This window comes from Akkermansia muciniphila (assembly GCF_030848305.1).
Classification (GTDB): Bacteria; Verrucomicrobiota; Verrucomicrobiia; order Verrucomicrobiales; family Akkermansiaceae; genus Akkermansia; species Akkermansia muciniphila_A.
The window spans coordinates 1,139,053-1,151,872 of the sequence record NZ_CP114598.1 but is presented as its reverse complement, the minus strand read 5'-3'; the positions used below and the strand labels follow the sequence as shown (position 1 = coordinate 1,151,872).

General features: G+C 58.1%; 10 protein-coding genes. 3 read left to right on the top strand and 7 right to left on the bottom strand.

Annotated elements, in window-relative coordinates; genetic code table 11:
• Window positions 1-45 precede the first annotated feature (45 nt).
• The 3 genes from O4G22_RS05055 to O4G22_RS05045 form a co-directional block, all read right to left on the bottom strand.
• A complete protein-coding gene (locus tag O4G22_RS05055) occupies window positions 46-288 on the bottom strand; it encodes an acyl carrier protein (RefSeq protein ID WP_012420022.1) in 243 nt (80 codons plus the stop codon).
• Window positions 289-419: 131 nt separating this feature from the next.
• Window positions 420-1,148, bottom strand: coding sequence for a type III pantothenate kinase (locus O4G22_RS05050; protein ID WP_094137252.1), 729 nt, complete (start codon window positions 1,146-1,148; stop codon window positions 420-422).
• Between the two features lie 5 nt (window positions 1,149-1,153).
• Window positions 1,154-2,281 carry an MGDG synthase family glycosyltransferase gene (locus O4G22_RS05045; protein WP_094137251.1) on the bottom strand — a complete coding sequence of 376 codons (1,128 nt, stop codon included), beginning with the start codon at window positions 2,279-2,281 and terminating at the stop codon, window positions 1,154-1,156.
• Window positions 2,282-2,441: 160 nt separating this feature from the next.
• On the opposite strand from O4G22_RS05045, the gene fmt reads away from it, so the two are divergent.
• Window positions 2,442-3,452: a methionyl-tRNA formyltransferase gene (fmt, locus tag O4G22_RS05040; protein WP_306702320.1), complete on the top strand. Its 1,011-nt coding sequence runs from the start codon at window positions 2,442-2,444 to the stop codon at window positions 3,450-3,452.
• Window positions 3,453-5,459, top strand: a complete 2,007-nt coding sequence (locus tag O4G22_RS05035) for an ATP-dependent helicase (protein WP_297668083.1) — start codon at window positions 3,453-3,455, stop codon at window positions 5,457-5,459.
• A gap of 201 nt (window positions 5,460-5,660) precedes the next feature.
• On the opposite strand, the gene O4G22_RS05030 is transcribed toward O4G22_RS05035, so the two are convergent.
• The 3 genes from O4G22_RS05030 to O4G22_RS05020 form a co-directional block, all read right to left on the bottom strand.
• Window positions 5,661-7,949 carry a sodium:solute symporter family transporter gene (locus O4G22_RS05030; protein ID WP_306702319.1) on the bottom strand — a complete coding sequence of 763 codons (2,289 nt, stop codon included), beginning with the start codon at window positions 7,947-7,949 and terminating at the stop codon, window positions 5,661-5,663.
• 9 nt (window positions 7,950-7,958) lie between these two features.
• On the bottom strand, window positions 7,959-9,137 hold the full coding sequence (gene galK, locus O4G22_RS05025; protein WP_094137248.1) for a galactokinase: 1,179 nt from the start codon (window positions 9,135-9,137) through the stop codon (window positions 7,959-7,961).
• A gap of 217 nt (window positions 9,138-9,354) precedes the next feature.
• The gene (locus tag O4G22_RS05020; protein WP_306713959.1) at window positions 9,355-10,731 is read right to left on the bottom strand and encodes a sugar transferase; all 1,377 of its coding nucleotides are present in this window, start codon (window positions 10,729-10,731) and stop codon (window positions 9,355-9,357) included.
• Between the two features lie 397 nt (window positions 10,732-11,128).
• Here O4G22_RS05020 and O4G22_RS05015 point away from each other — a divergent pair, with 397 nt between their 5' ends.
• Complete coding sequence (locus O4G22_RS05015) at window positions 11,129-11,794, top strand: hypothetical protein (RefSeq protein WP_094137245.1); 666 nt, start codon at window positions 11,129-11,131, stop codon at window positions 11,792-11,794.
• A gap of 207 nt (window positions 11,795-12,001) precedes the next feature.
• On the opposite strand, the gene O4G22_RS05010 is transcribed toward O4G22_RS05015, so the two are convergent.
• On the bottom strand, window positions 12,002-12,736 hold the full coding sequence (locus O4G22_RS05010) for a L,D-transpeptidase family protein (protein WP_297405306.1): 735 nt from the start codon (window positions 12,734-12,736) through the stop codon (window positions 12,002-12,004).
• Window positions 12,737-12,820 lie beyond the last annotated feature (84 nt).

The window sequence follows — 12,820 nt, the reverse complement described above, 5'->3', positions numbered from 1 at the left end:
GCACAGGGAAGCCGCTTTTGTAATAAAGGATTTTAGCAGTGTAACTTAACCCTGAACCTTTTCGATGTAAGCAACGACGTCGGCCACGGACTGAAGTTTTTCGGCTTCTTCGTCGGGCACTTCAATGTCAAAGTTTTCTTCGAAAGCCATCACGAGTTCAACGGTATCCAGCGAATCAGCACCGAGATCCTCGATGAATTTCGCATCAGCAGTCACTTTATCGGATTCAACGCCAAGTTGGTCGACGATGATACTTCTTACTTTTTCTTCGATGCTGTTGTCAGACATGATATTTATTGTTAAGGTTCATTGATACTACATGGGGTATGCGCCATTGGCAATACCTATTTATGAGTTTTTACGCGTCATCCGGCCACGGCGCCAGAAGCAACAGGCTTCCAGCCGATTTTGCCCGCTCTTTAAAGATTCAGCACGGCGGCTATGCGCAAGCCGTTCAGCGTAATGTCAGAGTCCACATGGTCAATGCGCTCCACTCCCCTGGCGATCAGCGCTGCGTCTCCCCCCGTAGCGACCACGGCCGGACGCACGCCCAGCTCACCTTCCAGCCGGGCCAGAATTTCCTTCACCAGCCCCCGGTAACCGTACACGGCACCGGATTGCATGGCCTCTACTGTGCTGGTCCCAATGACGCGGGACGGCTCCTGGGGGTCAATGGCGGGAAGAAGCGCCGTATTGCGCTCCAGATAATCCCCCATGCTGGCAAGCCCCGGCGCAATAACGCCGCCCATGTAGGTGCATTGGGGCCCGATCACGTCAAAAGTCACGGCGGTGCCGAAATCCACCACCACGCACGGATACCCGTAATAAGCCGCGGCGCCTACGGCGTTCGCCAGCCTGTCGGCCCCTATCTGGCGCGGATGGGGATAGTCGATACCCACGCCCAGCCGGGAATCGCAGGAAAGGAAATGGCAAGGTTTGACAATCCAGTTTTTCAGCTCTTCCGCTACGCGCGGCACGACGGAACACACCACGGCGGCATCATAACGGACGCCGGCCAGCACCTCGTCCAGCCGCTCCCCGCTCACCTCCCGGGTGGGAATCATATACCGCTCCGGCAACAGGGCTTCCGGCGAAGAGAGCACGAACTTGGTGCGCGTGTTGGAATTGTCAATCAGAAGATAGGTCACGGGAATCAGTTAGTATGTTCCTCCACCAGTTTCAAGGCCAAATCCGCTATTCCGGCGCTTCCTCCGGTCATCCCCGCCCGCAGCAGGTTTTCATACATGCGCCGCCACTGAGCTCCGCCGTCCGCCATCATTTCCTGAAGAGCGGACGCCAGGGCGCGGACGTCCGGCACATGGCCGCCGCCGCCCAGTTTTTCCAGGAGACGGGTATTGCCCTCCTCCTGGCCCGGAAGAAGAAAGTTCACCAGCATGGGCCGTGCGGCCGCAAGCACTTCGTGCACGGTAGCCCCTCCCGCTTTCCCGACCACTACATGGCTGGCGGCAAGATAGGAAGGCACGCGGCGCGTCCAGCCGCGCACCGTCAGCCTGCGTCCGTATCTGGCGCGCAAATCCCGGATACGGGGATAAATACGCCGGAACCGGCGCCCCAGAATACAGGTCACATGCAGGGCGGGATTCGCATCCAGCATACCCTCCAGTTCCGCCCGCGCATGCCGTGCGGAACGCTGGGCGAAGTAAAGCACCCGGAACGGCTCCCCTTCCTTCCAGGAAAGAGGATGCTCCTTCGCCAACGCCCCCAGAACGGGATTGACGGGAAATCCCGTAACGCGCAGCCTGTCCTGCGGCAGCCCCTTTTCCTCCATGATGGCCCTTGTCCAGGGATCCGTCACGGCCCAGAGCGGGGACTCGGAACATAGCCATAATTTATTGATGACGAAGGAATCCGTCACGACGGTCAGGTAAGGAACCGCCCTGCCCGTGCGGGACGCCAGGGAATCCAGCATGTAGGGATATACCATATAGGTGCAGACCACGGCATCCGGCTTCCATTCCCGCAGAAGACGTTCCAGCAGGCGCTCCACGGGGGCGATTCCCCTGATGGGCTTTTCCGCCATATTGCGTTTATCGCTCACCTCATACATCAGTTTCCAGAGGCGGGGCATGCAGGAAATCGTCCACAGATAGGCGGCACGCGTCAGGCGGAACATCCGGGGCATCGCCTCCGCGCACAGGTCCGTAACGCGGACTTCCGCGCGCCCCGCGAGAGCATCCCGCACGCCCCTGGCTGCGGAATTGTGCCCTTCCCCGTATCCTGCGGTCACAATCAGAATGCGCGGCAACCGTCCTTTCTGCATAGAACGGGATATACCAATATTCCGCTCCACTGGAAAGAACTTCTTGCAGGCAGGCGGACATGAGGGGAAGCGCCCCAGGGCAGGAAGCGTCCGGAACAAACATTTCCCGCAGCAACTCTCCCGGGCGGAAAGTAACGGCAAAAAACGGCCTTTCCTCCCTATGATTCCCTTCTCAAAATCGGATTTAACATTGACCTGCGCAGGCCGTCAGGGCAAGCTTTCGGCCATGCGCATCGTCTTTATGGGCACAGGCGACATTGCCATTCCCGCCTTCCGCAGCCTGATTCGTCACTCGGATCTGGCAGGCCTGGTCACGCAGCCCGACCGTCCCGTCGGCAGACACCAGGTGCTTACAGCCCCGGCCATCAAAAATATTGCCAGGGAAGCGGGCATTCCCGTGCTCCAGCCACATTCCCTGCGCAGTCCGGATGCGCTGAGCAACCTCAGGAGGTTGAATCCGGATCTGATCGTGGTCATGGCATACGGGCAAATTCTGAGCCAGGAAGTGATTGATATGGCGCCCATGGGCTGCATCAACGCCCATGCCTCCCTCCTGCCGCGCCACCGCGGAGCGGCCTGCATCCAGTCCGCCATCAAGTCCGGAGATGCAGAAACGGGCATCACCATCATGCACATTGTCAGGAAGCTGGACGCCGGGGACATTATCGCCCAGATCAGCACTCCCCTGGAAGGCACGGAAACCGGAGGCACGCTGCATGACAAGCTGGCCAGGATGACGCCGGATGTGCTGCTGCCCGTCATCCATTCCATTGAAAAAGGGACGGCCACGCGCATCCGCCAGCAGGAAATCCTGGCTACATACGCTCCTAAACTCCTGCGGGCGGACGGAAAAATCGACTGGACCCGCCCCGCAGAAGAAATCGGCCGCATGATCCGGGCATATGACCCGTGGCCCGGCACCTTCACCAATTATTGGAACCGCAAAAAACGCATCCGCAACATGAAAATCTTTCCCGGCTTCTCCATCCTCCCGGAAGCGAAAGGGAAACCGGGCCAGGTACTCTCCGCCGGGGAGCAGGGGCTTCTGATCGCCTGCGGAAGCGGAGGATTGCTGGTGACAGACGTCCAGCTTGAAGGCAGCACGCGCATGAATATCTCCCAGCTCATTGCCGGCCACCCGAATTTGAAAGATATCCATTTTGACGTATAAATGGCCAAATCCTTTTCCATGGAGAGCCTGAACGCGGCCCAGAAGAAGGCCGTGCAGACCCTGCAGGGGCCCGTGCTGATCCTGGCCGGGGCCGGAACAGGCAAGACGCGCACCGTCACCTGCCGCATCGCCCATATGGTGGACCGGGGCATCAGCCCCAAAAGCATCCTGGCCGTGACGTTCACAAACAAGGCTGCCCTGGAAATGCGGGAACGCGTAGGCCAGATGGTGGAACGCAAAGCGGCGCGCCAAATAATGGTGAGCACCTTCCATTCCCTCTGCGTGCGCATCCTGAGAGAGGACATAGGGCGCCTGGGGTACAAGACCAATTTCACCATTTACAGCGGTTCCGAGCAAAGCGGCCTGATTCGGCGACTGATTGTGCGCCACGGCGGCATTACGGAAAAAATCACGCCCAAGGACGTGCTTTCCTCCATGAGCCGGATGAAAAACAGCGGCCTGGGCCTTGACTCCATTGAAGACAACCTGACGGCCAACATCGCAGCCTCCTACCAGCGGGAGCTTCAGGCGCAGAATTCCGTGGACTTTGACGACCTGCTGATTCTGGCGGACAAATTGCTGAAGGAACACCGGGACGTCAGGGAGGCGTGGCAACAGCGCTTCCGCTATATCACCGTGGACGAATTCCAGGATACCAACAGTCTCCAAATGAGTCTGCTGGGCCATCTGGTGGGCCCGGAACACAATGTCTGCGTAGTGGGTGACGACGACCAGTCCATCTATGGCTGGCGCGGAGCCCAGATCAGCAATATCCTGGAATTCGAACGCTTTTTTCCAAATCCCTCCGTCATCAAGCTGGAGGAAAATTACCGCTGCACCGCCCCCATTCTGGACACGGCCAATGCCCTGATCCGCCATAACCTAGGCCGGAGGGACAAGACGCTGCGTGCCCACAAAGGCGGTGGAGAAGCCGTCCGGCTGATTTCCATGCCCGGAGACGCGGAAGAGGCTGAATTCATCATCACGGACATTGAAAACGTCCGCAGGCAGGAAGGCCGCCCCTGGGAGGACTTCGCCATTCTGTTCCGGGCCAATACCCAGAGCCGCGTTATTGAACAAACGCTCCGGGAACACAAAATTCCCTACCGCATGGTGGGCGCGCAGAGTTTTTTCGACCGCAAGGAGGTAAAGGACCTCATTTCCTATCTGGCGACTATCGAAAACCCGCAGGCTGACGAATATCTGCTGCGCATCCTCAACACGCCGCCGCGCGGCATCAGCGAGCTGACCAGCCATCTGGCCATCGACTGGAGCCGGGAGCACGGCAACAGCGTCTGGGCCGCCCTCCAGGACGAAGAATTCCTGGCGGCCCTTTCCACCCGCGCACGCAACAGCGTACAGGCGTTCAATGAGCTGATTGCAAAATACATTGACCTTTTCCAGGACAGGGAAACCGACTTCGGAGACATCCTGGAGCAGCTTATTGAGGAAACCGGGTTCAGTGAATACGTCACGCGCCTGTGCAAGACGGAAGCTGAAATCCAGAAACGGCTGGTGTCCATCGGGGACGTGAAAGCCTCCCTCCGCAACTTCTGGCAACCCGGGAAAACCCTCCGGGACTACCTGGCCCAGGTCACCCTGGACAAGGAGGATAATGATGACGACGTGGAGAACAAGCCCGGCGTGTGCCTGATTACCATGCACGCCGCCAAGGGACTGGAATTCCCGGCAGTGTACCTCGTGGGGCTGGAGGAAGGCATTCTCCCCCACAAGCGTTCCCTGGAAGACGGCAATTGCGACGAAGAACGCCGCCTGCTTTACGTAGGCATCACGCGCGCGCAGGAAAAACTCATGCTGACCTATTGCGCCACGCGCCTGCGCTACGGAGACCGCATGCCTTGCCAGCGTTCCTCCTTCCTCAGTGAAATCCCCCCCCACCTTATGGAATATTCCCAATGGGAGGACCTCATGAACGCAGAAGCGACGGAAGAGGAATCCGGGAACTTCTTTGACTCCCTGCGCAGCATGCTTCTGGAAGAGGAATAAAAGCGGCCTGGCGTCTTACCGGCCTCTTTTCAATGATGGCCGCCGTTGCCGCCCGGAAACGCCAGTCTGCCGGGTTCACAGGCCAGGTTTTCATAATAAGACCGTCCAGGCAGTTTGTCAGGGGTCTTTCCCGGACATGAAAAATCCTCCCGGCATGAACCGGGAGGATTGAAAATACAGACCGGAAGGCCTTCCCTGAAATTACCAGAAGATGATGTACAGGGCGACCGTCGCGGCAACCACGAACCATCCGAAGATCTTGGCCCGTGAAGAGGACTGAAGGGCCACCACGCCTCTGTCGGGCAGCACGATGGACTGCCCGCCGCGGGCGGCGTTCACCGCCGTGAAGATGAAGCCGATGAGCACTACCGTGATGAAACACACGGCCATGCGGTTCAGGAAGGCCATTTCCGGCTGCCACACTTTCAGGATTCCGTACAGGAGGGCATTAATGACGATGCCCAGCCAGCCGAAGATGCGCGGGCACTTGGGCACAAAGAAGCCGAAGAGGAACACGCACAGGGCGCCCGGACTCAGGAAGCCCTGGAATTCCTGAATGAAGTTGAAAATGCCGCCAAAGGCCGGACTGTCCAGGAACGGAGCAATGGTCAGGGCGATCACGGCGCACACCAGCAACCCTATCTTGCCGACGGTAACCAGCTCCGTGGGCCCCGCGTTTCTGCGCAGCTTGTTGTAGATGTCCATCGTAAAGATGGTGGATGCGGAATTCAGCATGGACGCCAGGGAAGACACCACCGCGCCAAAAAGGGCTGCAAGCACAAACCATGTCCAGCCTGTGCCGGGAAGCAGTTTTCTGATCAGCGTGCCGAAAGCGGAGTCGTAATCAAAGCCTACCAGCGTATCCGTCAGATAGTAGTTATCTGAGTTGTCCACGGCCGGCTTGATGATTTTGTTGTTAAGGGAAGCGATTTTTTCCACGAACGGGGCGCGTTCCGCCAGCGTGGTCTGGTCGTTGGCGGCATCCGCCTTCAAATCGGCGCAGGCCTGTTTCAAATTGGCCATAACGTCTTCTTCCACCTTCATTACTTCCGCGTTATGAATGGCATGGGCACAGCCTGCCTCCACGTTTTCCACCAGGAAGCTGTCCGTAAGCTTGTAGATGACGGGGCGGCCCTTGACGGCTGCGGGATCTTCCGTCTTACGGATTTCCGCCGCGTATTTCACTTCCGCCTGTTCCTTCAGGTCATTGCGGTACAGGTTGTAGGCCAGAATGCCGGGGACCACCACCACAAATGGGATGAGGAGCTTGAGGAACGCGGCGAACACAATGCCCATCTGGCCTTCCGCCAGGGATTTGGAAGCCAGCGTACGCTGCATGATGTACTGGTTGAGGCCCCAGTAGAAGAAGTTGGGGATCCACAGGCCCAGGCAAAGAGCCGTCCACGGGATTTCCGCATCATCCGCAGGGCGGATCATGTGCAGCTTTCCGCCCACGGTATTTACGCCGCTGGCCGCGTCACCGGAGTTCAGTTCAAAAAAGCGCGTCACCCCATGCCAGAGGCTGTCCGAAGGATTCCCCAGGGAGGCGACCGTCGCGCCGGAATTGGCGGCGGCGGATTGAATCAAATGGTTCGGGTCTGCGCCGCTGAGCTCCGTCAAGGCAAAATAGGCCACCACGCCGCCGCCCACAATCAGAGCGGCGCCCCAGAACAGGTCCGTCCAGGCGCAGGCTTTCAACCCGCCCACGAATACGTATACCGTGGCGCAGAAAGCAATGATGACGCAGCCGACGGTAATGTTGCCGAAGTCGATGCCCATGGCAGAATATCCCGTGAAGAACACGGAGATCACCTTGGCGCCGGCATAAATCACGCCCGCAGTCGGCACGCCTACCAGAATCAGCAGCGTGGCAATGGCCATCAGGGAGCGAGCCAGCGTGTTATACCGGTATTCCAGGAATTCGGGAATCGTATATACACCGCCTTTCAGCAACTTGGGAAGGAAACAGAAGGCTACAACCACCAGCGTGATAGCGGCCAGCCATTCATATCCGGCAATGGCCATGCCCACCCAGTTGGCGGATTTGCCGGACATCCCCACAAATTGTTCCGTGGAAATGTTGGCAGCAATCAGGGAGAAACCCACCAGCCACCAGGTCAGACCGCGGCCGGCCAGGAAATAATCCGAAGCACCTTTGGTCTTCTTTTCCTCTTCCGTTTCCTCAGGGTCACGGCTCTTCCAGATGCCCAGGGCGATTACGCCTACCACGACTACGCAGAAGAGAATGACTTCCACCATGGAAAGAGGAGCCGTCTTAGGTTCCGCGGAAACGGCCGGAACGGCATCCGCGGCGGGAGCCGCCGGCTGAATTTCCGCTGCCGGCTGGGCCTCTACGGCGGGAGTCACGGCCGGAGCGGCCAGGGCGGGCTGCGCATCAGCTGCCGTTTCAGGTACGGAACCCTCCTGGGCGGCTGCGCCCCACGTCATCAGGGCGAGCGCCCCGAATATGGTTGCTAGTGTCTTCATCATCAGTATGGATTAAGCTTGGTACAGAACACGGGCGCCTTCTCCGGCACGGGTCACGAGGTACGTGGTTTCAATACCCGTTTCCTGGCAGTAGCCGTCCAGAAGCTCCTGGGCCACCTTTTCCACGTCCTCCGTCTTCACCAGGGCCACAATGCATCCGCCAAAGCCGCCGCCCGTCATGCGCGCGCCGTAAATGGAAGATGCGGAGGGAATACGGTCACAGAGGGAAACAAGGGTGTCCACCTCGGCACAGGAAACCTCATAGTCGTCACGCAGGGAAGCATGGCTGCCGCGCATGGCGACACCAGCCTCATCCCAATCCCCGCGGGCAAGGGCGTTCGCAAAAGCGTTCACGCGCGCATTTTCCCCAATGACATGGCGGGCGCGGCGGTAGCGCACGTCTCCAAGCTGTTCCCTGAAGGATTCCAGCAGCTCCAGCGTAGCTTCCCGCAGGGAGGGCACTCCCATGATGGAGGAAGCTTCCTCACACTGCTTGCGGCGCTGTCCATAAGCTCCGTCCGCCAGGGAATGCTTCACAGCGCTGTCCAGCACCAGTACGGAAACGGAATCATTATTCATCGGGACCAGCTCATATTCCAGAGAGGCGCAATCCAGTTTGAGAGCCATGCCCTTCTTGCCGTTGGCGGAAATAAACTGGTCCATGATGCCGCAGGGAACGTTCACGAATTCATGTTCCACGGCCTGCCCGATCAGGGCTACTTCCTTGGGATCTATGGCAACGCCGGCAAAAGCGGCGAGCGCCGTACAGACGGCGACTTCAAGAGCGGCGCTGGAAGAAAGGCCGCCGCCGCGGGGAACATTGCTGTCAATCAGCATATCCACAGGCCCGATTTCTATGCCGCGTCTGTGCAGATTGGCCAGAACGCCGCGGACATAATTGGACCAGAACGGTTCGCCGGGAATCAAGGCGTCTTCCACCGCAATTTCATGGATCTGGTCGCCCAGGGAACCGCAAAAGCGGTGTTTGCCCACGGGGGAGGGAGCCACAGCCACAACACAATGGTTATCAAGCGCCATAGGCATCACAAAACCGTTATTATAATCCGTGTGCTCACCGATAAGGTTCACACGTCCCGGTGCCGCTGCCACATGAGTAGGCGCCTGACCGAAATACTCGATGAAATACGGAGTCACCGTTTCTTTAGAGATTTCTCGCTGAACTAAATCCATAGTAAATTGATTCTGCCTTATCCCTTTCCGCACCTCAAGGTTAAAGTCTCTGTCCGGCAACAATTTTCTTCATCTTTCAACAAATACGCCAAATTCCGTTCCCGTCTGACTGCCGTATTCTTAAAAACAGGCTTGCTCCGCCCGTCATAGGGCCCCGGCCAGATTCCGAATCCCCGGAAAAAGACCGCCGGCCTTGCAGTTCAGGACGCCCCGGAAGCTACTTTGCCCCACGGGCGAAAAGCACCGCCGGAACGGTTTTCAAAAGCAGCTTGATATCCAGCCACAGAGACCAGTTGTCAATATACTTCATATCCAGCTCCACCAGCTTTTCAAATTCCCGGATATTGCTTCTTCCGGCAATCTGCCAGTACCCCGTCACGCCGGGCAGCACGCTCAACCTGCGGCGGTGGGCGTCGCTGGTAAAAGCTTCCGTTTCATAAACGGGCAGCGGCCGCGGGCCAACCAGGCTCATTTCCCCCTTCAGCACATTAATGAGCTGGGGAAGCTCGTCGATGCTGAACTTGCGCAGAAAGCGCCCGAAGGAGAAAATGCGCGGGTCATGCTCCAGCTTAAAAATGGGGCCGTCCATGTCATTGCCGTACTTGGCTTTCACTTCATCCAGCCTTTTATCCGCGTCCCGGTGCATGGTACGGAACTTCCACATGCCAAACTCGCGGCCATACAGCCCGGAACGTTTCTGGCGGTAAAAGACAGGGCCGCGATCCGACAGCTTGATGCCCACAGCAGCCAGCACCCACAAGGGAGACGTTCCCACCAGAAGCGCAAGCGCTCCCGCCCAGTCCAGTATTTTCTTCAGCTGCCAGGAAGTGGGATAGGGGATGGGAGTTGATTTGTACACCAGCATTCTTGTTCCTCCGATCACGCCGAAATAGGTTTTGTGCACAGCGGGCATGCTTACCACCATGCTTGCGTAAAAATCGACTCCCATCTTGCCGCACAGCTCCACCAGACACCGCGCCACGGAAGAGTCCACTTCCTCCGGCAGAAACACCACTTTGCTGACGCAGTCTTTAATCAGCAAATTCCTGACTACCGCACTGTCAACCTCTTCAGGAGCCATGACCAGCAGCTCCTTCCTGAAGTCCACATGATTTCTCTCCAGCATCCTGCGGAATTCTTTCACATGGTCCGGAGTTCCCACCACCAGCGTAGGGGCCTCTTCCACCAGCTTTTTTTCCGCCCGGAACCGGCTGACACGCAGCCAGAGGGAACCCAGAAAAGTAAGCAAATACGCCAGAAACTGAACACCAACGTCTGCGGAGAAGGGAACAAAGAACTTCCATATCATCACGCTCAACACCACAAAACAGACATATGCCACCACAAACCGCCGGATGCTTTCCCTGAGCGTCATGCAGCGGAAGTAAACGCCGAACTGGTCACAACATATATACAGCAACAGAGACATCGTCAGAGGCGCCAGCACCAGAGTCCGCAGACGCCACGGTTCCGGAGCCACCCCATCCCACTGCCAGGACACAAATCCGACAACGAAGAAAACGACGAATGCGAGAACGGAAACAACAATCTTATTAATCCCGTAGGTAGTACGGTCTGCGTTTTGAATCAACATCGAGAGAATATGTAGATTAGTTGGCACTTAAATACTCCGTCATCGTCTTTTTGTCAAATTGTCAGCTCACTCTGGGCCTTGTCCGGCACGGCAGCGTGCCGTTCGTCTGGTCTTCTCTCCTCCGGATGCCGGAAAACCCAGAATGACGAGATACCGGCTTGCAAGAATCCGGCTCCCTGTGCATTGGTATATGCGTCAATCGACCGGACTGGCCACGCGCCTAGCCTGATCGCCCCCCTATCAGACCTGCATGGACCGTTGATCGGGGCATGGGACCCCTTACTCCCGGCTTTTCTCATGGCAGCGGAACGTCCCGGCGATCCTCCGGATGGAATTTACTGCATACAGCGATAAATCCGGCATGACACCAACATAATCACCAACTTAGAATATAAGTATGTCACAACACAACACACAGGGAAGACAGGGCCAGGGGGCTCGCCGCCGCTACAACAAGGGCGGACGCTCCTATGGCAATGACCGCCGCGACTCCAGCGGTTACCGTCCCAAGTATAGAAAAGAAGCGCCCGCCAAACTCTCCTTGTGGCAGCGTTTTCTGGGCCTCTTCGGCATCCGTCCGTCCAAGAACAACAAGCATGCAGCCAGGGATAAAGCCGCCGCTAAAACCAACACCCGCGTAGCCCGCAACAGGCAGGACCGCGCTTCCGCCCCCAAGCAGCCCGTCTCCAACCGCCGACTTTATGTGGGCAATCTTTCCTATGAAGCTACGGAAAGCGACCTGGAGGACGTGTTCAAGGGCATCGGGGAAGTCAATTCCGTGGAAATCATTTACAACCCCCGCACCCACAAGTCCAAGGGGTATGCTTTTGTGGAAATGAAGAAGATGGAAGACGCCATCCGTTCCGTGGACATCCTCCACAACCAGCCTTTCATGGGCCGCAATCTGCTGGTCAGCGGCGCCAATGAACGCCAGGAACAACCCCGGCAGCCCCGCGAAGACCGCGCGCCCAGGGAAGAACAGGCTTCCATGGCGGAAGTAAAGGAAACCTCCACTCCCCTGCTCCAGCCGGAAGCTCCCGCTCCCCAGTCCCAGGAACAATAACCTTTTTACCATGCGGAAGCCGGCCTTTCTTCAAAGGCCGGCTTCCTGCGTTTACGGGAAAGGGAACTCCAGGCAGCAGCGGACGTGCAGCCGGCACGGGGTCCAATGCCATCCCGCCGGCCCCGCCATCCGATGGTTTAAGCCAATCCTCTGCCTCTTCCCGCTCCGGGGCGGAGAGGAAACAGGCAGAAGGGTTATCTGAAAACGTCACGGCAGTCCCCAGGCTCCGCGCAGACGCAAATATTCCCTGGCGGGGAGCAGAATGTAAAGGGGATGCCTGGAAGGATCCAGCCATGCAATCATGGCCCTCAAATTTTCCTCGCTCATCGCGGTGCACCCGGCTGTAGGGGCGCCTCCGTCCCGGCGCCAGATATGGAAAAAAATGGAGGAACCCGCACCCGGCACGGGTTTCCGCCGTCCGTCTGCGGCATTATGCCGGATAAACAGTTTCAGACTGTGGGCGTAATCATTCAGCTTCATCTGCTGCTTGAACTCCCACGGCGTCACGGGATCATGCTTCAGCACAAAGTGCTGGTTGTACAGGGGAGAGGCAGGATCATCCACCCACATGTCCCGCGGCGTAATGCGGCGGTACGGCATGGAACGCTTTTTCTGCGGCGCGGGGACGGTTCCATACACGCCTCCCAGTTCAAAAATGCCCGCGGGAGAACGCAAGTCCCCCTCCTTCTTCACCGGCCCTCCGGCGGGAGGGAGGCTGACGCCCCTGCCCCAGACCAGCCCGGATTTTCCCAGACGCGCCGGAAACGGACCCTTCACCATCACCCAGCCGCGCGGCCCTTTCTCCAAAAGGCTCAACTGCACATGGGAACTATTCCACCCGTCCGCGGAACCTACAATCACCTGGCTGCAATCCGCCGGAAGAGCCGCAGCCGGAAAACAGAACGCCGCCAGCATGCACAAACACAGGTATACTGCCTTCATGAGCCGTAGCATAACGGCGCCGTTCCGGAAGAAAAGCAATTACTCCGTCTCCGCAGACACGCCATGCGGCGGAATTTATCCGTC